Raw genomic sequence first — 22,017 nt, forward strand, 5'->3', positions numbered from 1 at the left:
AAACCTGGCCTCATCGGATCAACTGTGGAACTGGGCTCCTGCCTGCGCAGGAGCACGAGGCGCTTAGCGCTGCCTAAATATTCTCCGCTATCCCTTCGCGTCCTTCCTCCACCAGCGCGTGAACGCGATGGGGGGCGGAGACTTCCACCCGGCTGGTCACTTCATAATGCGCCTTGGCCTGGCGGACATTGCTGTCGGCGGGCACGCTGTCGGTCAGCCAGACATTGCCGCCAATCACTGACCGGCTGCCAATGATGATGCGGCCCAATATCGTCGCGCCGGCATAGATCACCACATCATCCTCGATGATCGGATGGCGCGGCAGAGCCTTTTCCAGCGCGCCCTTCTCATCCGCCGGAAAGCTGCGCGCGCCGAGCGTCACGCCCTGATAGATGCGCACCCGGTCCCCCACGATCGCCGTCTCCCCGATCACCACGCCGGTGCCATGGTCGATGAAGAAGCTGCGGCCGATCGTCGCGCCCGGATGAATGTCGATCCCTGTGCTGCCATGCGCGATTTCGGAGATGATCCGCGCCACCAGCGGCGCACCCAATTGATAGAGCCGATGCGCCAGGCGATGATGGGTGATCGCCATCATCGATGGGTAGCAGATCAGCACCTCGTCCACGCTGCGCGCTGCCGGATCGCCCAGAAAGGCCGCCTCCACATCGCTGTCGAGCAGTTCGCGCAGGGCCGCCAGACTTTCCGCGAAGGCGCCGATGATGCGCATCGCTTCCCGGTCCACGGTTTCGATCGGATCGTCCTTCATCGCGTAGATGAGTTCGAGCCGGATTTGCCCGTAAAGGCGGCTCAGCACCGTCTGCAACGTCTGGGCGACATAGGCGTCCTCATTATGCAGGCGCACGAAGCTGGGGCCGAGACGCAGCGGAAACAGCGCGCCGCACAGCGCCGCCATGATCTTGGTCAGCGTGGCGCGGGAGGGAAATCCCTCCGCGCCATATTCGGCATGATGATCCTGCGCCTGCCGCCAGCGCCGCCGCACCGCGCCCAATTCGGCCGCCAGCCGGTCTATATCCCAATAACCCTGGGCGATTTCCTTTTCGCCTTCTGCCGTCATATGCGCCTCTTTTGATACAGGTGCCCGGCATAGCGCGGCATCTCGCTCCGCGGTAAATGAGTTTTGCTTGGGGGTGGGCAGATTCTCTTTGTCAGCGTTTCTGGACATCGGCCGGAAGATGCAGACAGATTTCCACCCTCAATCCGCCCTCCGGCCGATTGGCGAGGGTCAGATCGCCCCCCTCCAGCTCCACCGCCCGCGCAACGATAGCGAGACCCAGGCCAAGCCCCCGCGTGTTGCGCTGCCGCGCCTCGTCCAGCCGGGCGAAGGGCTTCAACACCTCATCCAGCTTGTCGCGGGGGATGCCGGGACCGTCATCATCGACGCGGATCAGGACTTCCCGGTCTTGACGCGCCAGCGTGACGCGTGCGCGACTGCCATAATGCAGGGCGTTTTCGATGAGGTTGACGATCGCCCGGCGCAGGGTGAGCGAGCGCACCACCATTTCCAGATGGACGGGCCCGGCATAGTCCACATCCCTGCCCTGATCCTGAAAAGCGTCGACCACCGTCGCCACCAGCACCGCCAGATCGGTACGCACCGGCGGCTCGCCATTTTTCTCGCCCCCCAGGAATGCGAGCAGCGAGTCGATCATCTCGCCCATTTCCGTGAGGTCGCCCTCGATCGCCTCCCGCGCTTCATTGTCGGGAAGGCTTTCCAGCCGCAGCCGCAACCGGGCAAGCGGCGTGCGCATGTCGTGCCCGACGGCGGCGAGCGTCTCGGTCCGCTCGGTGATCAGGCGATGGATGCGCGTCTGCATCGCGTTGAAGGCGCGGATGAGGTTGCGGACATCGTTGGAGCCGCCCTCCTCCACCACGACTTCGTCGCTGAGGCCGATGCGCTCCGTCGCCCTGGTCAGGTCGCGCAGCGGCGCCAGCGTGCGGCGGATCAGGATGCCGCCAACGATCAGCAGCGCCAGCACCGGGATCAGCGCCAATCCCATGCGCCCGATGGTGAAGGTCCATTTGCCGCCGCTATGCCGCATACCGAAATAGAGCCAGCTTCCGTCCGCCAGCCTGAGGCCGCCATTGATCTCAGACACGCGCCCCGGCGAAGCGAGCCTCAGCCAGAGACCCGATTGCTCCAGCGACGGTTCCCAGGTGATGATCTGGCGCCGCATCCGCTCCAGCCCCGGCGCCAGCGGCGGCGGCGGCGGTGAGGATGGGGTCCAGTGCACGTCGTAACGGTCGGTGGTCAGTTGCAGCGCCAGCGCGTGACGCTCGTCCGGCGGTTGCTCGATCAGCAGCTTGCGGGCGATGACCAGATGCTCGGCCAGGCGCCGGGCCTCGTCATCCTGCAACGAAAGATGGTTGGCCCGCTCATAGACCAGCGTGCCGACGGCAAATTCCAGCATGAGGGTCAGCAGCAGGATCGCGAAAATCTGCCCGACCAGGCTGACATGCCGTCTCAAGCGCGGCTGACCTCCGCATTGAACATATAGCCGACGCCCCGGACGGTGGTGATCGGCGCCGACCGATCATCCGTCGTCAGCTTGCGGCGCAGGCGGCTGACCAGCACATCGATGCTGCGGTCGCTGCTGTCGCCCATGCGGGTGCGGGACAGTTCGATCAGCCGCTCGCGGGCGATGACGCGCTGCGGGTGGCTGAGGAAGCTGCCCAGCAGGTCGAACTCCGCGCCGGTCAGGTCGACGACCGCGCCAGTGGGCGAGCGCAGTTCGCGGCGGGGGAAGTTGACGGTCCAGCCGTCGAAGCGCGCTTCATTTTCGCGATGCTCGTCCGGGCCGCGCTCCACGCCGACGCGGCGCAATATGGCGCGGATACGGGCGATCAGCTCGCGGGTGCCGAAGGGCTTGGGCAGATAATCGTCCGCGCCCAGTTCCAGCCCGACGATGCGGTCGGTCTCGCTGCCCTTGGCGCTGATGAAGATGATGGGGACGTCGCTCTTGCGCCGGATCTGGCGGCATAGGTCGATGCCGTTGGTCCCCGGCAACATGACGTCCAGCACGACCAGATCGACCGGGCCCGCATCGAAAGCCACCCACATTTCAGGGCCGGAAGAAGCCGGACGGACCTGATAGCCATGTTCCTGCAACGCCCGCGCGGTCAGGGTACGCAGCGGCGGGTCGTCCTCTACCAGGATGATGGTCGGGGCGGTCATGCCGGAAGGCAGTGAAATTTGCACATGGGGAGCGAGATAGGTGCCACCGGGCGGAGGGTCAACCGGACGTTGCCGCAGCAACAGGGCGAAGGAACCCTAGCAACAATTTGTCACGCTCGAGACAATCATCTGTTCTGCCGCAGCAATTTTTGTCATGCCGGGCCTCGCATGGAGGCCCGGCATGCATCGCGTCAGAAGGCGGCCGAAAGGGAGAAGACCAGCTGGCTGCGCGCGATCGACTTGCCGAAATTATCGGCGTCCTGAACCATGAAGTTCGGGCGGAGATAATTTTCCTCGACCCGCGCGATGTCCGTGTCGACATAGGCGATGCCCAGCGTCAGCGGCGTGCCGGGAATGGCGACGTCCGCGCCCACCAGCCAGTCGAGATATTTGCCGGTCGGCGCGACCGAGGTGCCGTTGGGACCAAGACCGGAGTTGCCGTTCGACCAGCCCAGATGCGCCTTCAGCGTGACCGGCGTATTCGGCACGGCGCCGCTGATGTCGCCCCAGACATAGAGATTGTCTTCCTTGTCGCCCGGATCGAAGACGGTGCAGGCGGCATCGCTGCACCATTTGCCCAGCGCCTCCTGCTTAGGCGCATAGGCGACGCCGATCAGACCCTTGACCGGACCCAATTGGCTCGACAGCTTCACATAGGGTTCGGCGAAGTCGGTGATGTCCGCGCCCGAGGGATACATGTACCAGGTGAGGCCAACGTCCAGCGTCGCGCCGCCCAGCGGAATCGCATACCCGGCGAACAGGTCGAGTTCCATATTGGCGCCGCCGAACTGGCCCCAGCCGGCCAGGCTCGATCCCCAGGTGCCGACATAGACGCCGCTTTCATGCGTGGCGGTGACGCCGCCCTGAACGGCCATGGCCTTGTCGGACTGCGACACGCCGCGGAAGCGGTAGTCGGACACCAGCGCGACGCTGCCGGAAACGGTGACAGGGCCTGCGGGCTCTTCCTGAGCGAAAGCCGGAGCGCTGAAAAGCAGCGCAAGCGCGGCACAGGCAATCTGATACTTCATGAACATTCCCCTTTTAGGCAAGAATGTTCCGTCCTGCGTCCGCTCCGTCCGAAGATCTGTTGTTTGTTCGTCTTCGATACCGGCGGATCGAAAGCAGATTACGGAGATATGAAGGGTTGGGGAAACAGCTTTTTCGCAGATGCGAAAGGGAAGGGCCGCACTGTGCTATAGGCAACACGATTATTTTCTTGGACCATTCCGAATGTTTCTATTTCATTTCTGTTCGACAACATAAAACCGCCGCATCACTGGGAGATGATGCGGCGGTTCGTTCATCGCCTGACGAGGGGGATGGGTGTCAGGCGACGAGGTGACGCATGCGGCCGGTGGCGCCGAACAGTTCGACCTCAGCCCCCGTACCCCGGCGGCGATCGACCCATTCGCGGACCATTTCCGCGCACGTATGGTCGATATGGCCAAGGCGCTCGACATTCAGGATGACAAGGCGGCCGGCGGGTACGGATTCCAGCATGGCCGACAGCTTCGGCAGGCTGAGGAAGGTGGCGGTGCCATGCAACGCCACTTCATGCGCGTCGTCGCGCGCTTCTTCGTCCATGCCCAGGCGCAGGCGGCGAGCATGGGGCAGAAGCTCGATCAGCGACAGGCCGATGCCAACCAATACGCCGGTCAGCAGATCGGTCGCCACGACACAGATCAGCGTCGCCGCCCACACCACGGCCGGGAGCGGGCCGTAGCGGTGGAGGAGATGCTTCACATGGTCGACGCTGACCAGACGGATGCCGGTGACGACGAGGATGCCCGCCAGCGCCGCCATCGGAATTTCCCGCAGCAGCCAGGGCAGCAGGGCAACGAAGCCCAAAATCCAGACGCCATGCAAAATGGTCGACAGCCGCGTCTTGGCCCCGGCCTGGACGTTGGCGGAACTGCGGACGATCACGCCGGTCATCGGCAGCGCGCCCGCCACGCCGCAGAGCAGATTGCCGACCCCCTGCGCGCTCAGTTCGCGGTTGTAATTGGTGCGGACGCCGTCATGCATCCGGTCGACCGCCGCCGCCGACAGCAGCGTTTCGGCGCTGGCGATGAAGGCGATGGCGATGGCCGTGGTGATGACGGCCGGGTTCATGAGCTGCTGGAGCAGCCCCTGTTCCGGCAGCGAGATCGCAGCGACGATCGATTCAGGCACGACCACGCGCGCAACCGGCAGGCCCAGGAAAAAGGCGACCAATGTCGCCAGCACCACGCCGACCAGCGCGCCCGGCAGCAGCTTCATCGAGGCGGGGCGCAGCTTTTCCCAACCCAGCATGCCGCCGATGGTGACCAGGCCGACCGCGAAGGCGGTGGCCGCGTCCTGGTTGGAGAGGCCGAAAAGCTGACCCGGCATAGCGACCAGATTGGCAAGGCCGCTGGACAGCGGCTTGTCGTCGAACAGCACATGGAACTGGCCGACGACGATCAGCACGCCGATGCCCGCCAGCATGCCGTGCACCACGGCGGGCGAGATGGCGCGGAACCAGCCGCCGACGCGCAGCAGCCCCGCAACCACCTGAATGGCGCCGGCGAGGATCAGGATCGGGCCAAGGGCGGACAGCCCCTGTTTCTGCACGATTTCGAAGACGATGACAGCCAGACCCGCCGCCGGGCCGCTCACCTGCAGGGGCGATCCCGCGAACAGGCCGACGATCAGGCCGCCGATCATGCCGGTGATCAGACCCTTTTCCGGCGGCACGCCGGAGGCGATGGCGATGCCCATGCAGAGCGGCATCGCCACCAGAAAGACGACGATGGAGGCCGTGAAGTCGCGGCTGAAAGTGCCGCCGGAAAATGCCTTGAGCATGGACTTACTCCGCAGCCTCGGCATAAGCGACATCGGCCGCCAGACGCCGGGCATGCGGCAGCGCGACGGGCAGCGGCTGGCCTTCGCGCAGGGGCAGGAAGCGGCCGGTCTCGCCGTCCAGACCCAGAACCTGACCCGCATGAATGTCGACATACCAGCCGTGCAGCGCGATCTCGCCGCGAGCGATGCCCGACGCGACCGAGGGATGGGTGCGCAGATGGGCGAGCTGGACCACGACATTTTCCAGCGCCATGTTGCACAGCTTCTCCGCGTCGCTCAGATCGGCGGGATAGCTTTCGCGGCAGACCTTCTGCGCGGCATGGCTGTGGCGCAGCCAGGCGGCGACATTGGGCATGGCCGTCAGATCGGCGTCGGTGGACAGCGCCTTCATCGCGCCGCAATCGCTATGGCCGCACACGATGATGTCGCGCACGCCCAGCACCATGATGGCATATTCGACGGTCGAGGTGACGCCGCCATTCTGGGTGGCATGGGGCGGCACGATGTTGCCGGCGTTGCGGCAGACGAACAGGTCGCCGGGATCGGCCTGCATGATATGTTCGGGCACGATACGCGAATCCGCGCAGGAGATCATCAGCGCCTTGGGGTTCTGCCCGTCGCTGGCGAGGCGGTTGTAGAGCGCGCTCTGGTTCGGAAAGACATGGCTTTCGAAGCTGAAGACGCGACCGATCAGATCGTTCATGTCATTGCATCCTTCTTGTCTGATGGCCGGTCAGGGGGAAGACCGGCCTTGACGATGAAAGATAGGGAAGCGTTTTTGCTGCGGCGCAGCGGCTTTGTTAAATAATATGTCTGAGCGATCGAAAGCGCGATCGGTGCGGCAGCTCGTCAGATTTCTCCGGATAAATCAATGCAATGAATGGGAAATATTCGGCCATTCCAAAGCGACTCAGCGCCGGTCGACCACGGCGCTGAACATATATCCGCCGCCCCGCACCGTAACGATCGGCGCCGTCCGCCCGCCATGACTGAGCTTGCGCCGCAAGCGGCTGACCAGCACATCGACGCTGCGGTCGGAGGATGGCGTGTCGCGCACTCCGGCCAGTTCCATCAGGCGGGAACGGGCGATCACCACCTGCGGATGATCGAGCAACACAAGCAGAAGCGAAAATTCGGCGGCGGTGAGGTCGACCTGCGCGCCGTCGGGGTCGAGAACCTCGCGCCGGGAGGAATCGACCACCCAGCCATCGAAGCGCGCCTCGGTCGGGCGCCGCTGGCCCAGGGCGCGCTCATTGCGGCCTCGGCGCAGCACAGCGCGCAGCCGGGCGGCCAGTTCGCGGGTCGAATAGGGTTTCGCCATATAATCGTCGGCGCCCAGCTCCAGCCCGACGACCCGGTCGACTTCGCTGCTGTTGGCGCCGACCAGGATGATCGGCACGTCGCTGCGTTCGCGGACGTCACGGCACAAATCCATGCCGTCCGGCCCGCGCAGCGCGGCGTCCAGCACGACCGCACCCACGGCCATGCTGTCCATCGCATTCCAAATGTCGCTCGCGGAGGCGGCGGAGAGGGCGCGAAAACCGCTCTCCTCCAGCGACTGGCGCACCTCATGGCGCGCCTCCCGCTGAGCCTCCGCGATCAATATCAGCGGTGGGCTCATCCGCCTGTCACGGCGCCTTTCACGGACAGCGCGTGAATGCCGTCCAGTTCATTGACCAGAACGGCGCGGTCCTGCCGGGCCACGGTGACGGCTTCAACCGAACGGGCGCCGTTATGGCGGGCGACTTCCGCCTCGATCTGGCCACGGGCGGCAGTGCAGTTGCCGGCGTGGCTGCCCGACAACGGGGCGAAACGGTGGATCGGCTTGGCGACGGCAGCGAGCGTGCGGCCCTGCACCGCGACGTCGCGGTTCACCACCAGCTCAGCCTGCCAGCGACACACCGGCACCGACGGGCGGTTGGCGAAACGGGATTCGACCTGGCGCAAGCGAACGGTCGATTCCGTCTTGTAGCTCGCCGTATAGGCGTTGGACGCATGGCTGATTTCAGCGCTGTGGATCTGGGTCGCAACGGCAAGGGCAGCCGCGCTGGACGCGAGAATGAGAAACATGGGAGTTCTCCTCAACAACCGGAAATGGTCGATCGGGATTTAGGCCTCCTGAATGTCTCCGTAATTTGCCGGGCGTTACAAATTGTTGCTGGTGCGAAATATGGGCAGGATTAGTCCATCAGACAGAGGCTAATTCATCCGCACCAGCGCGCGCCGCTCCATGGCAGGTTGACCGGCGATATGATCCAGCAGCGCCGACAGCCACAGCGCATCGCTCGCCGCCCGGTGCCGATCGGCGTGGCGTCCATCGGCAAAGGCCACGGCAGCGCCGATCCGCTGTTCATCGGCCCGATGTTCGTCCAGCAACAGCGAGACATGATCGATGAAGAAGGGCGTCGCCTGCCCCGCCGCATCGGCCAGCGTATCGAGCCAATATTGGTCGATCATGCTGTCGGCCACCATGCGCCGCCCCTGACAGGCGGCGGCCAATTCGGCCAGCACGGTTTCGACTGGCAGGCCTTCGCGATTCACTTGGTCGAGGCTCAGGCCATGCAGCGCCTCCGCCTCGGCCGACCAATGCCATCCGGCCCAGTCATCATGCGGCCGGATCAACCAGCTTTGCGCCTTTCCATCACAGGCGATGCCAACTTCGATGGGATAGGACAGGCCGTGCCGGGGAAGGCACGACGCCTCGAAATCGATCGTGATGATCGTCAATTTACTCTCCATATTTCAAGGCCGTGTCCGCCCTTCTTCAGACCGGCCAGCCAGCTTTTCGATGCTCCCTTCCTATAAGGGGACTATGTCAGTCCGAAGTCAGCCGCGCGAAAAATGATGCGGACGGGCGCTTTCCGGCGACCAGCCGAACAGGGTCAGCGCCCGGAAAATTCGGACATGCGGCCACAATCACTTTGCAACTTGCGGCGCTCTCAGGCTTTTAGGAAGGGCGCACGCTGCATGGTCGGGGGATCGGTGACGGCGCGCTCTTCAAAAGGAATGCCCGGCCATGAAAATCGCCCAGATTGCCCCACTTGCCGAAAGCGTGCCGCCGCGCCTGTATGGCGGCACCGAACGTATCGTATCCTATCTGACCGAAGAACTGGTGCGCCAGGGCCATGAGGTGACGCTGTTCGCCAGCGGCGATTCGGTAACGAGGGCGGAACTGGTCCCGGTGACGGAGATGGCGCTGCGGCTGAACCCCGAGGTACGCGATCCCATTCCCTATCATATGATGTTGCTGGACGCGGTGCGCCGCCGGGCGGACGAATTCGATGCGCTGCATTTCCACATCGACCTCATCCACATGCCGCTGGTGCAGGATTTCATCGGTCGCTGCGTGACGACACTGCATGGGCGGCTGGACCTGCCCGACCTGCCCGCTTTCTACCGCGCCTTTCCCGATCATAGCATGGTGTCGATCTCCGACCATCAGCGTCTGCCCATGCCGCCGGTCAACTGGGCAAGGACCATCCATCACGGCCTGCCGGCGGACCTGCTGCCGGCCCGAACGGGGGCAAGCGACGGCTATCTGGCTTTTCTGGGCCGCATTTCCCCCGAAAAGCGGCCCGACCGAGCGATCCACATCGCCGCACGGGCAGGGTTGCCGTTGCGCATCGCGGCAAAGATCGATGCGGTGGACCGGCTTTATTGGGAACAGGAAATCGCGCCGCTGGTCGAGCGCTACCCCAATATCCACTATATCGGTGAGATCAATGAAGCGCAGAAGGCCGAGTTTCTGGGCCGGGCGAGCGCCCTGCTCTTTCCCATCGACTGGCCCGAACCCTTCGGGCTGGTGATGATCGAGGCCATGGCCTGCGCCACGCCGGTCGTCGCCTTCCGCTGCGGCTCCGTGCCCGAGGTGATCGACCATGGCGTGTCGGGTTTCATCGTCGAGAGCGAGGATGAAGCCGTGGCCGCCGTCCAAAATCTGCACGCGCTGGACCGCGCGCGGGTGCGCGCCGCCTTTGACGCACGCTTCACGGCAGAGCGGATGGCCGCCGATTACGTCCAGCTTTATCATGACCTGCCCGGCGCGCGGACAGAGGCCGCCATGCTGCGCCGATTGCGCGGAGAAGGCGCGGAACTTCAGATCGTGGGATGAGCGATTTTCGAAACGATCACAGGAGAGTGGCATGACGGCAAGCCAGTTGCAGCCGGAAAACCCAGGCCCGTCAGTCCAGAACATCAATCCCGGACAGGCTCTGTCGCAGGCGCAGACCCAGTTCTTCATTCCGGCCACGGCGTCGCTGCATGAACGCCGCCCCCGGACGCTGAAACATGGGGACAGCTTCGCCGTCTTCGACCATAGCGGCGATGCGATCGCTGGGCCGGGCAGTCCGGAGGGACTGTATCACCGCGACACGCGGCATTTGTCGCATCTCTACCTCACCATCAACGACACGCGGCCGATCCTGCTGAGTTCCGGGCTTCGCGACGACAATGCGATGCTGACATGCGACCTCACCAATCCCGACTTCACCGGGGGGGACGACCGGGTGACGGTGGAGCATGACCTTATCCACCTGCGCCGCACCCGCTTCCTGTGGGAAGGGGCGGTGCATGAGCGCATCACCATCCGCAATTTCGACACCGAAATCCGCACGGTCGAGGTGAATATCGGCTTTGCCGCCGATTTCGCGGACCTCTTCGAGATACGGGGCATGACGCGGCTGCGGCGGGGCACGCTGCGGGAGCCGGTGATCGGCGCGGACGCCGTGCTGCTGGGCTATGACGGGCGGGACGACAAGCGGCGCGAGACGCTGCTGCGCTTCGACCCGGTCCCCCAGACATTGACCGAGAGCCAGGCCCGGTTCCAGGTGACGGTGCCGCCGGACGAGCGGCGCACCATCTATCTCAATATCTGCTGCCAGCCCAAGGAGCAGCCCGTCGGGGATCTTTCCAAATATTTCCTCAAGACCCTGCGGGAATCGATGCAGGCGCTCAAGCAGGCGCGATCGCGCGGCGCGACGCTGTGCTCCTCCAACCAGCTTTTCAACGAAGTCGCCCGGCGGTCCGTGGCCGACATCTCCATGTTGTCGACCGACACCGAATATGGCCCCTACCCCTATGCGGGCATACCCTGGTTCAGCACGGTGTTCGGGCGCGACGCGATCATCACCGCATTGGAGACCTTATGGATGGACCCGGCGATCAGCCGGGGCGTGCTGGGCTATCTCGCCGCGCATCAGGCGACCGCGTTCGACGCCACCGCCGATGCCGAACCGGGCAAGATCCTGCACGAAGTGCGTCATGGCGAGATGGCCGAACTGGGCGAAGTGCCCTTCCGACATTATTATGGCAGCATCGATTCCACGCCCTTGTTCGTGATGCTGGCAGGCGCCTATCTGGAGCGGACCGGGGACAGCGCGTTCATCGCCTCCATCCTGCCGAATATCGAAGCCGCGCTGGCCTGGATCGACCAGCATGGCGACCGCGACGGCGACGGCTTCGTTGAATATGGGCGCTTCACCGATCAGGGACTGGTCAATCAGGGTTGGAAGGACAGCCATGATTCCATCTTCCACGCCGACGGCAGCATCGCGCGCGGGCCGATCGCGCTGGCGGAGGTGCAGGCCTATGTCTACGGCGCCTGGCGGGCGGCCGAGGCGATCTTCATCATGCTGGACGATCCGGACAAGGCGCTGAACTATCGCACGCGGGCGGAGGATCTGCGGGAGCGGTTCGACGCCGCCTTTTTCGATGCCGGGATCGGCACCTATGTGCTGGCGCTCGACGGCGAGAAACGGCCCTGCCGCGTGCGCTCCTCCAATGCGGGCCATGTGCTGTTCACCGGGCTGGCCAAGGAAGAGCGGGCGGAGATGGTAGTCCATACGCTGATGGCGCCCGCCTCCTTTTCGGGATGGGGCGTCCGAACCATCGCCTCGACCGAGGCGCGCTACAATCCGATGAGCTATCATAACGGCTCGATCTGGCCGCATGACAATGCGCTGATCGCGGCGGGCTTTTCGCGCTACGGCTACCCGGCGCAGGCGGCGAAGATCTTCGAAGGGCTGTTCGCGGCGGCAACCTATGTCGACCTGATGCGCCTGCCCGAACTGTTCTGCGGCTTCCCCCGGCGACGGGCGCAGGGACCGACCTTCTACCCGGTCGCTTGCAGCCCGCAGGCCTGGTCGGCAGCGGCGCCCCTGTCGCTGATCCAGTCGAGCCTGGGCCTCGGCTTCGATGTCGGCGCCGCGGAGATATTGTTGCGCGAGCCCACTTTGCCCCGCTTCATCGATGAACTCACGCTCTACGGGCTGCGCGTGGGGGACGCGGCCGTCGACATCGCTTTCGACCGGATGGGCGACAAGGTGGTGGTGAAGCCGCTCGATCGAAAGGGCCAGGCGCGCGTCGTGACCATTGCCTGACAAATGGCGCTTGGCATTGCCGGAAATAGGCTTACATCCCCAGCCATTGGGCTGAAAGGATGGAAAAAGGCATGGCAGGAACGGCGCTGATCACCGGAGCAACCGCGGGCATCGGCGCCGCATCGGCACGACGGTTCGTGGCGGCGGGCTGGAAGGTGGTGATCACCGGACGCCGCGCCGAACGGCTGGACGCGCTGGTGGCGGAACTGGGCGCGGACAAGGTTCACGCGATCAGCTTCGACATGCGCGACGAATCCGCCATCGACGCGGCGCTGGCTACCCTGCCCGCCGATTTTGCCGATGTCGACCTGCTGATCAACAATGCGGGGCTGGCGCTGGGCACCGCGCCCGCGCAGCAGGCCGATCTGGGTCAATGGCGCCAGATGATCGACACCAACATCACCGGGCTGGTCACGATCACTCACAAGCTGCTGCCGCGCCTGATCGAGCGCAAGGGCGCGATCATCAACATCAGTTCGGTCGCGGCGACCTACCCCTATGCGGGCGGCAATGCCTATGGCGGGACCAAGGCGTTCGTCAGCCAGTTCTCGCTGGGCCTGCGATCGGACCTGCACGGCACCGGCGTCCGCGTGACATCGATCGAACCGGGCATGGTCGAAACCGAATTCACCCTGGTCCGCACGGGCAGCCAGACGGCGTCCGACGCGCTTTATAGCACCGCCAATCCGATGACGGCGGACGATATAGCGGAAACCCTGTTCTGGGTCGCCACCCAGCCGGCCCATCTCAACTTCAATCGGATCGAATTGATGCCGGTCAGCCAGTCCTTCGCCGGATTCCAGGTCGCGCGCGAAGGTTAGGAATGAAATTCCGGCCTCCCGCCCATCCGTCATGCTGAACCTGTTTCAGCATGACGGATGAGGATGGCCTGCCCGATCACTCAACTGCCGCTGTTCACCGCCCAATTGTGACACCATCGTCACGAAATTGTCTCTCCTCGGTCAAGCACCGCACATCGCAGTGCAATATTGAACGGCTAGGGCGCCCCCCAATCCACGATTGCGGAAAAAGGGGAAGTCCACATGCGTATCGCCACCATCCTGCTGATGGCCTCCACGGCCATGGCCGCCATGCCAGCCTTCGCGCAGGAACCTGCGCCCGCCCCATCTTCCACCGATGCCGCCGCCGAAGGCGCGAACATCATCGTCTTTGGCCGGGGCGAAACCCGCCAGGTACAGGAGATCAAGGCGCAGGACATCGTCACCCTGACGCCCGGCACCAATGCGCTGAAAGCCATCGAAAAGCTGCCCAGCGTCAATTTCCAGTCGGCCGACCCGTTCGGCAATTATGAATGGTCGCAGCGCGTCACCATCCGCAGCTTCAACCAGAACCAGCTCGGCTTCACCTTCGACGGCATTCCGCTTGGCGACATGAGCTATGGCAATCATAACGGCCTGCACATCACCCGCGCGATCAGTTCGGAAAATATCGGCAGCGTGCGCGTGTCGCAGGGCGCCGGTTCCATCGGCACCCAGGCGACCAACGCGCTGGGCGGCACGGTGGAAAGCTTCTCCGCCGACCCCGCCGATTATCTGAGCGGCGGCGCGCTTTCGGGTCAGGGCAACCTCACCTATGGCAGCGACGAGACTTGGCGCGCCTTCGCCCGTCTGGCTCTGGGCAGCCGGGACGGCATTCGGGGCTATGTCTCCTACGGCTATGGCTCGACCGATAAATATAAGGGGCAAGGCACACAGGACCAGCATATGGGCAATGCCAAGGTCGTGATCCCCGTCGGTGACGTGACGGTCGACGGCTGGCTCAGCTATTCCGACCGGCGCGAGCAGGATTATCAGGACATGTCGATGTCGATGATCCAGCGGCTGGGCTGGAACTGGGACAATACATATCCCGACTATGCCCGCGCCATCGACTATGCCAGCCGCCTCAACGACGTCGATCGGATCAGCAACAGCGGCGGGTCGCCCTTCCCCGACGGGCGCTACGACTATAGCGGCGCGCTGGTTGCCGGAGGTCAGGTCTATCCCGGCAATGTCACCAGCGCCGACGACGCCTATTATGACGCGTCGGGCCTGCGCAAGGACTGGCTGGGCGCGATCGGCGTCTCCGCGCCGCTGGGCGAGCATGCCAGCTTGAAGCTGAAGGGCTATTATCACAACAACAAGGGCATGGGCCTGTGGGCGACGCCCTATACCCCCAGCCCCAATGGCGTGCCGATGTCTGTGCGCACCACCGAATATCAGATGGACCGGATCGGCGTGTTCGGCAGCGTCGACTTCGCGCTGGGCATCCAGAATTTCACGGTCGGCGGCTGGTATGAGAATAACAAGTTCAACCAGGCCCGCCGCTTCTACGCCTTCGCCAGCCGGACCGAGCCGGGCCTGAGCTTCCGCGACTATCCGAAGAATCCCTTCGCGACCCAGTGGGAGTTCGATTTCACCACCGACACGATCCAATATCATGTCCAGGACCAGATCGATTTCGGCATGGTGAAGATCAACCTGGGCTGGAAGGGTTTCAAGGTCACGAACGAGGCCGACGCCGTGGTCCAAGCGACCTTCCCGCAGGGCCGCATCAAGGCGGAGGACTGGTTCCAGCCTCATGCCGGTTTCGCGGTCGAACTCTCCCCGGAGGCGGAAGTCTTCGGCGGCTTCACCCAGGCGACCCGCGCCTTTGCCAGCGCCACGACGACCGGTCCCTTCTCGACCAACCAGAAGGGTTTCGACGCGATCAAGGACAATCTGAAGCCGGAAGAGTCGGACACCTATGAACTGGGCCTGCGCTACAACACGCCGATTTTCAACGGCGTGGTCGGCGCTTATCTGGTCAACTTCCGCAACCGCCTGCTCGCGGTGCAGGTCGGCAGCCCGATCCAGGGCTTTGCCTCCGCGCTCCAGAATGTCGGCAATGTCCGCGCTGTCGGCGTCGAGGCGGCGGGCGACCTGAAGCTGGGCGGCGGCTTCGGTCTTTACGCCTCCTACAGCTATACGGACGCCACCTATCGCGACGATGTGGTGAACGGCGACGGCACGCTGGTCGCGGCGATCAAGGGCAAGACCGTGGTGGACAGCCCCAAACATATCGCCCGGGGCGAGATCAACTATGAGCATGAGGGCGCCTATGGCCGGATCGGCGTCAATTACATGTCGCGGCGCTATTACAGCTATACCAATGATGCCTCAGTGCCGGGCCGGGTGATCGTGGACGCGACCGTCGGTTATCATTTCAGCCCGCATCTGGAATTGCAGCTCAACGCCACCAACCTGCTCGACAAGCGCTATGTCGGCACCATCGGGTCGGGCGGCTTCGGCAATAGCGGCGACGCGCAGACCCTGCTGGTCGGCGCCCCGGCGCAGTTCTTCGCCACCCTCAAGGCGGGGTTCTGAGCCGATGACCAAGGCCGCGCTGCTTATGATCGCCCTCGCCGCCCTTCCCGGCGCGGCGCTGGCGAACCCGGTCCTGCTGATCTCCATCGACGGGCTGCGGCCCGGCGACGTGCTGGAAGCGGACAAGCGCGGCCTTGCCATTCCCAATCTGCGCCGCTTCGTCAAGGAAGGCGCATCGGCATCGGGGGTGACGGGGGTGCTGCCCACCCTCACCTATCCCAGCCATACGACGCTGATCACCGGCGTTGCGCCCGCCCGGCATGGCATCACCGCCAATAACAGCTTCGATCCCATGCAGATCAATCAGGGCGGCTGGACCTGGTATGCCTCCGACATACAGGTGCCGACCTTGTGGGAAGCGGCGACGAAGGCGGGTCTCACCACCGGCAACGTCCATTGGCCGGTCAGCGTCGCGGCAAAGGGCGTGACCTGGAACCTGCCGCAGATCTGGCGCACCGGCCATGCGGACGACGCGAAGCTGCTCGACGCGCTGTCGACGCCCGGCCTGAGAGCGGAACTGGAAAGGGCGACCGGCGCATCCTATGCCATGGGGATCGACGAAAGCCTGCCCGGCGACGAAAATCGGGGCCGCTTCGCCACCGCCCTGATCGAAAACCACAAGCCCGATTTCCTGACCGTCTATCTGACCGCGCTCGACCATGAGCAGCATGCGAAGGGACCGGGCACGCCGGATGCAAAGGCCGTGCTGGAGAAGATCGACGGGATCGTCGGCCAGCTCATCGCCACGGAACGCAGGGCGCATCCCGACGCGGCCATCGCGCTGGTCAGCGACCATGGGTTCCAGGCGACGCACAGCGCCGTCAACCTGTTCCGTCCCTTCATCGATGAAAAGCTGATCACGCTCGACAAGGACGGCAAGGTCGCCTCCTGGCTGGCCATGCCCTGGATTTCCGGCGGATCGGCGGCGATCATGCTCGCCCAGCCGAAGGATCAGGCTCTGACCGCGCGGGTCAGGGCGCTGCTCGACAGGCTGGCGGCCGATCCCGCTCATGGCATCGCGCGGATCGCGGATCGCGGGCAGATCGCGCAAATGGGCGGCAATCCGCAGGCAGCCTTCTATGTCGATCTCCAGCCCGGCTTCGTGACCGACATTTTTCGCGGACCGGGCGCGCCGCTCGTGGCGCCTGCCCCGGTCAAGGGCATGCATGGCTATTTTCCGGGACCGGCCAATTTGCAGTCGACCTTTCTCCTGATGGGCAAGGACATTCCCGCGGGCAAGACGCTGGGCCAGATCGACATGCGCGCCATTGCCCCCACCTTGGCCCGGATCATGGGGGCAAGCCTGCCGGACGCCGGGAAGCCGCCCATCGACTTGCGGCCTCGATCGGTCCGGCCCCGCATTTCATTGGCATTGCAGGACGGGAATGCTAAGGCCGATCGGCAGGGGACAATCTCATCATTGGAATGGATAAGTGGCCCTGCATCTGCTGATCGTCGAGGATGACGAACCTCTCGCCCTGCAACTTGCCGAACAGCTTCGCCTGATTGGGCATAGCAGCAGCATCGTGCAGGATGGCCGGCGCGCCATCGAAGCGGTGGCGGGCACCCAATTCGATGCGATCATCCTGGATCGCATCCTGCCCGGCATGGACGGCATCGCCGTGCTGCGCAGCCTGCGCGACAATAATATCCTGACCCCCGTGATCATGATGACCGCATTGGGCCAGTCCCGGCAGAAGATCGAAGGGCTGGACAGCGGCGCCGACGATTATGTGGTGAAGCCGGTCGATCCGGCCGAACTCAACGCCCGGCTCCAGGCGCTGGTCCGGGCGCGCGGCTGGGTGGAGCACGGATCGGACGAAACGCTGCGCGCAGGCGACCTGCTCGTCAGCCCGACAAAGCATTGCGCCTGGCGCAACGGCAAGGTGCTCAACCTCCAGAAGATCGAATTCAAGCTGCTGACCGAACTGGTGCGCAATGCCGACAGCACGGTCACGCGCGCCATGTTGCTGGAGCGCGTATGGAATTATGATTTCGAACCGGCGACCAACATCGTAGAGGCCTATATCCGCAGGTTACGGATCAAGCTCACCGAATTTGGCGACGATGATCCCATCAGGACCATTCGCGGCGTCGGCTATATGTTGAGGGGATGATTTGCAGTTGCGATCGCTGCGGGCGCTGACGCTCGCCTTCCTTGCGGTTTTTCTCTGCGCGACGCTGGCGACCGCCTTCGGCATCTATTTCGCGACCTTCCGGACGATCGACCATCTGGTCGGCCAGCGCATCGAAAGCGCCAGCAATGTGATCGCGCCGGAGGGTGAGGCCTATCGGGCGCGGCGCATCGGCCTGCGGATCATGACCGCGTCGCGGGACCGGGACACGGGCGATCTGGGCTTCATCCTGTCCGAAAATGGGCGGCAGATCGCGGGCAATGTCCGGGTGACCCGGCCATTGCCGCTTGGCGTGTCGCGGGTCGACGTTGCGGACAGGATCAAGGGTCTCAGCCACGGCCAGGTGCTGGTGCGGGATCTGGGCAACGGCCTGCGCCTGGCGGTGATCGCGGAAACCGAGCCGTTCGACCATTATAATGCGGCGCGGGCGCGCATCTACCTGATCGGCTTCGGATCGATCATCGCCATCGCCCTGACGGCCGCGACCACTTTCACGCTGATCGTGCGGCGGCGTATCGTCGACATGCGCCGCACGGTGGAGGCGATATTCGACGGCGACCTGTCGCAGCGGGTGCCGGTCGACGGATCGGGCACCGCCTTCGACAGACAGGCCGCCGCCTTCAACCGGATGCTGGACCGCATCAATGAGTTGATGGAGGAGGTGCGCAACGTCACCAACGGCGTCGCGCATGAATTGCGCACGCCATTGGCGCGGCTGCGTAATCAGCTCAGCCTGATCGCGGCCGATCCGGGGGCGGAGCGTGTGCGTCCCGGCATAGAAAAGGCGCAGGCGGAGGCCGATCGGCTGCTGGCGCTGTTCGCGGCATTGCTGCGCATCGCGGAGGTGGACAGCGGGGCGCGGCGGGCGAACTTCGCCCCCGTGGACCTGCGCGCGCTGGTCGAGGAGACGATCGAAGCGCTGGAGCCGGTGATCGAGGAAAGCGGCCACCGCATGGCCACGCTGACGCTGGAACCGGCGGTGCTGAATGGCGACCGGCCATTGTTGACGCAGATGATCGTCAACCTGATCGAGAATATCCTGCGGCATACCCCTGCGGGCACGGACATGACAATCACCTTGCAAGAGGGAACGGAGGTTACGTCCCTGATCGTGTCCGACAACGGCCCCGGCATCGCGGCGGAGGACAGGGCACGCGCGCTGGATCACTTCGGTCGTCTGACCGTCGAGGGCAATGGGGCGATGGAGGGCAAGGGTCATGGCTTCGGCCTGCCTTTGATCGCTTCCATAACGCGGCTGCATGGCGGCACGCTGGAACTCAGCGATGCGCTGCCAGGACTGCGGGTGACGCTACGCTTCCACCACGCATGAAAAAAGGGGGCCGCAGCGTAAGCCACGGCCCCCTTTTTCTTTCTTCGGAAATCAGAACTTCACGGACGCTTCCACGCCATAGGTGCGCGGCGCATTGAAATTGCCATAGTCGCCCAGGACGTTGTTGACGCTGCCCTGTGTCACGTTACCCGTGGGCGCGCCCGGCAGGCTGTTCGACGGATCGCGGCGGAACACATATTGCTCGTTGAACAGGTTGCGACCCCAGATGCTGAGCGTCAGGTTGCGGCCATTACCCGTCCCGATGTCGGCCAGCGAGATGCGGCCATTGAAGATCAGCGAGCTGTCATTCTTCGTGGCGAACTGGTCGAAGGCCTGGGTGGCCTGCGAATAGTTGCCGTCGAAGTGGAACTTCAGCTTCGTGTCGCCGCCGCCAATCGGCAGAGCATAGTCGATCGACCCGCTAGCGGCGTTGCGCGGCGTGAAGACGATGTAGAAGTTCTGGTAAACGCTGGTCGAACGGTTCGCCGAATCCGTGGCGGTGATCAGCACCGGCGGGATCTTCGTATAGGTATAGGCATAGGAGGCGTTGAGCGTCAGCCCATCGATCGGTTCCACCGTCAGGTCGGCCTCGATACCGCGGATCTTGGTGATGCCCGGCGCATTGATGGTGACGAGGTTGTTGAAGCTGCTCGTCCCCACGAACTGGATCGAGCTGATATCCACCTGGCTGTTCTTGCGGTCCATGATGTAACCGGCCAGGTTGAAGCGGGCGCGGTTGTTCCAGAAGTCCGACTTCAGGCCGACTTCATAGGACTTCACATCTTCAGGATTGAAGGCCTGATAGTTGGACGTGCGCGAGCTGGCGCCGCCTGCGCGATAACCGGTCGCATATTTGGCGTAGACGTGCAGATCCTTGTTGAAGTCATAGGCGACGGTCGCCATCGGGTTGAAGCGGTTCCACGTCGCGTCCAGCGGCTTGTAGCCGACACTGGCAGCGGGCGGGGTGAGGTCATAGTTCACGTTGCGCGAATAGTGCAGGACGCCCTTCTTCTCGTCACGCGTGTAGCGGCCGCCCACGGTGATGTGCAGAGCATCCGTGGCGTTCCAGGTGAGCTGGCCATAGGCGGCATAGCTCTTCGACCAGACTTCCGAAGCGCGGTCGATCGAGCAGCCATTGACCGCCGAGCCGACAAAGGCTGGCGTGGACGTGGTGCAGAACGGGATGCGGACATAGGTCGGCGTGCCGCCAACCAGAGCCAGGCCCATTGAGCTGGGCGTTGCGGCATCGTCGCTGACATGTTCATTGAAGTAGAACAAGCCCGCGACATAGTCGATCGAACCGACCGTGCCGACGGCCTGGAGTTCCTGGCTGAACTGGCGCTGACGCAGGTCGGCAAGACTGTAACGGCTGAAGGCGCAGGGCTGGGCCAGGGTGCACGCAGCCTGGTTGGCCACCACCGGCGGACGGTGGCCACCGCCGCTATTGTCCCACTGGGTCGCATCAACACCGCGCCATGCGGTGATCGAGCGCAGTTCGATCTCAGGCGAGACTTCCCACTTCAGCAAGTTGGTGAAGCCGTGCGTCTTGTCGACGCTGACCTGCTGCGGCACGCCGATGTCGGCCACGCCCATGCGGGTGTCGCCATTGGTGACGAGGCCGGGCAGGCGCGGTTTTACCGTGCCGGTAAGGTCGGTGTAGTTGGTGCCCGGCAGATAGCAGGCGGGGACAGCCGACTGCAGCGTGCTGGCGCTAGTTGCAGTGGTGCCCTGGCAACCATTGGGATTGTAGTTCAGCAGTTGGCTGTAGAAGGGCGTGTTCTCATCCTTGGCGACATCATAGGAGAAGTCGTTGGTGATGGTGCTGGTCGGCTGCCAGCGCACGGCAGCGCGCAGACCCTTGCGGTTGTAATAGTTCCAGCCGGCCTGGCCCGCCATCGGGTTGCGGGTGGTGGCGTCCTGATGCTGGATCACGCCGTCCAGCTTGACGGAGAAGCCTGCGATCTTGGGCAAATCGATGTGGGCATCGGCGGTCCGGCCGCCATAATTGCCCGTACCCGCTTCAACGCGGCCGCCGAACTCACCAGTGGGAGCTTTGCTGACGATGCTGAGCGCGCCGCCTTCGGTGTTGCGGCCGAACAGCGTGCCCTGCGGTCCCTTCAGCACTTCCACGCGCTCGACGTCGAACAGCGCGGCGTTCAGGCCGTGCTGGCGGCCCATATAGACGCCGTCGACATAGATGCCGACGCCCTGTTCGCGGGCGGGCTGGTTGGCGTCGAGCGGCACGATGCCGCGAATGCCGATGGTCAGGGCCGACTGGCGCGCTTCGAAGGTCGCGATGCGCAGCGACGGGACGGCGCCGTCGGCGAGATCGTAGAGGCTGGACACATGGCGGTCCTTGAGCGCCTCGGTGCTCATCACCGCCATGGAGATCGGCGTTTCCTGCAAATTGGTTTCGCGCTTGGTGGCGGTGACGACGATCGTGCCGAGACCGGCGTCGTCGACGGCGGCGGCGGCATCGACGGGCTGCTGCTCATCGGTCGCGGCGCTGGCCAGCGCAGGCGCGGAAACCGACGCCAGCAGCAGGCCGCAAAGCGACGCGCGCAGCAAGGAGGCGGAAGGACGAATCATGCGTGTAACCCCTTTTCAAATCCATCGAGTGGATGTTTTGCGGGGCCGCCATTAGGTCTCGATCACAACATTTTTGTTACATTGATTGTAACAATAACTCTACATGTCCTGTAATTTTCGTTTCATAATTCATATTATTATAGAAATTATCAAATAATATTTCAGTTTAATCAAAAATTGAATTGTGAATTTATCGATTATT

Annotated in this window: 17 protein-coding genes; 7 read left to right on the top strand and 10 right to left on the bottom strand. The window is 63.9% G+C overall.

Going from position 1 to position 22,017, the window contains the following annotated elements; translation table 11 throughout:
* Positions 1-73: 73 nt before the first annotated feature.
* From epsC to K426_RS15030, 9 genes are all read right to left on the bottom strand, one after another.
* Entirely contained in the window at positions 74-1,078 is a 1,005-nt protein-coding gene (gene epsC / locus K426_RS14990) for a serine O-acetyltransferase EpsC (RefSeq protein WP_066558668.1), read from the bottom strand.
* A 91-nt stretch (positions 1,079-1,169) separates the two neighbouring features.
* The gene (locus K426_RS14995; RefSeq protein WP_066558669.1) at positions 1,170-2,489 is read right to left on the bottom strand and encodes an ATP-binding protein; all 1,320 of its coding nucleotides are present in this window, start codon (positions 2,487-2,489) and stop codon (positions 1,170-1,172) included.
* On the bottom strand, positions 2,486-3,196 hold the full coding sequence (locus tag K426_RS15000) for a response regulator (RefSeq protein WP_066558671.1): 711 nt from the start codon (positions 3,194-3,196) through the stop codon (positions 2,486-2,488). The genes K426_RS14995 and K426_RS15000 overlap by 4 nt, the downstream gene beginning before the upstream one ends.
* A 191-nt stretch (positions 3,197-3,387) precedes the next feature.
* Positions 3,388-4,230, bottom strand: coding sequence for a TorF family putative porin (locus K426_RS15005; protein WP_066558674.1), 843 nt, complete (start codon positions 4,228-4,230; stop codon positions 3,388-3,390).
* A gap of 292 nt (positions 4,231-4,522) precedes the next feature.
* Positions 4,523-6,019: a SulP family inorganic anion transporter gene (locus K426_RS15010; protein WP_066558677.1), complete on the bottom strand. Its 1,497-nt coding sequence runs from the start codon at positions 6,017-6,019 to the stop codon at positions 4,523-4,525.
* Positions 6,020-6,023: 4 nt separating this feature from the next.
* Complete coding sequence (locus K426_RS15015; RefSeq protein ID WP_066558679.1) at positions 6,024-6,722, bottom strand: carbonic anhydrase; 699 nt, start codon at positions 6,720-6,722, stop codon at positions 6,024-6,026.
* 207 nt (positions 6,723-6,929) lie between these two features.
* A complete protein-coding gene (locus K426_RS15020) occupies positions 6,930-7,640 on the bottom strand; it encodes a response regulator transcription factor (RefSeq protein WP_066558682.1) in 711 nt (236 codons plus the stop codon).
* Positions 7,637-8,089: a hypothetical protein gene (locus K426_RS15025; RefSeq protein WP_066558684.1), complete on the bottom strand. Its 453-nt coding sequence runs from the start codon at positions 8,087-8,089 to the stop codon at positions 7,637-7,639. Before K426_RS15025 ends, K426_RS15020 begins: the two co-directional genes overlap by 4 nt.
* A 129-nt stretch (positions 8,090-8,218) precedes the next feature.
* Positions 8,219-8,758 carry a 3'-5' exonuclease gene (locus tag K426_RS15030; RefSeq protein ID WP_066558687.1) on the bottom strand — a complete coding sequence of 180 codons (540 nt, stop codon included), beginning with the start codon at positions 8,756-8,758 and terminating at the stop codon, positions 8,219-8,221.
* Between the two features lie 277 nt (positions 8,759-9,035).
* Here K426_RS15030 and K426_RS15035 point away from each other — a divergent pair, with 277 nt between their 5' ends.
* The 7 genes from K426_RS15035 to K426_RS15065 all read left to right on the top strand — a co-directional run bounded on the left by K426_RS15035 (position 9,036) and on the right by K426_RS15065 (position 19,226).
* The gene (locus K426_RS15035) at positions 9,036-10,130 is read left to right on the top strand and encodes a glycosyltransferase family 4 protein (RefSeq protein ID WP_066558689.1); all 1,095 of its coding nucleotides are present in this window, start codon (positions 9,036-9,038) and stop codon (positions 10,128-10,130) included.
* Between the two features lie 31 nt (positions 10,131-10,161).
* Positions 10,162-12,396: an amylo-alpha-1,6-glucosidase gene (locus tag K426_RS15040; RefSeq protein ID WP_066558691.1), complete on the top strand. Its 2,235-nt coding sequence runs from the start codon at positions 10,162-10,164 to the stop codon at positions 12,394-12,396.
* 71 nt (positions 12,397-12,467) lie between these two features.
* Complete coding sequence (locus K426_RS15045) at positions 12,468-13,217, top strand: SDR family NAD(P)-dependent oxidoreductase (RefSeq protein WP_066561831.1); 750 nt, start codon at positions 12,468-12,470, stop codon at positions 13,215-13,217.
* Positions 13,218-13,439: 222 nt separating this feature from the next.
* Entirely contained in the window at positions 13,440-15,761 is a 2,322-nt protein-coding gene (locus K426_RS15050) for a TonB-dependent receptor (RefSeq protein WP_066558693.1), read from the top strand.
* Positions 15,762-15,765: 4 nt separating this feature from the next.
* The gene (locus K426_RS15055; protein WP_082748612.1) at positions 15,766-17,226 is read left to right on the top strand and encodes an alkaline phosphatase family protein; all 1,461 of its coding nucleotides are present in this window, start codon (positions 15,766-15,768) and stop codon (positions 17,224-17,226) included.
* Positions 17,195-17,878, top strand: coding sequence for a response regulator transcription factor (locus K426_RS15060; RefSeq protein WP_335339735.1), 684 nt, complete (start codon positions 17,195-17,197; stop codon positions 17,876-17,878). The genes K426_RS15055 and K426_RS15060 overlap by 32 nt, the downstream gene beginning before the upstream one ends.
* Before the next feature lies 1 nt (position 17,879).
* Positions 17,880-19,226, top strand: a complete 1,347-nt coding sequence (locus K426_RS15065) for a sensor histidine kinase (protein WP_066558696.1) — start codon at positions 17,880-17,882, stop codon at positions 19,224-19,226.
* Between the two features lie 51 nt (positions 19,227-19,277).
* On the opposite strand, the gene K426_RS15070 is transcribed toward K426_RS15065, so the two are convergent.
* A complete protein-coding gene (locus K426_RS15070; RefSeq protein ID WP_087573385.1) occupies positions 19,278-21,815 on the bottom strand; it encodes a TonB-dependent receptor in 2,538 nt (845 codons plus the stop codon).
* Positions 21,816-22,017: the final 202 nt, after the last annotated feature.

Source organism: Sphingobium sp. TKS, from assembly GCF_001563265.1.
Classification (GTDB): Bacteria; Pseudomonadota; Alphaproteobacteria; order Sphingomonadales; family Sphingomonadaceae; genus Sphingobium.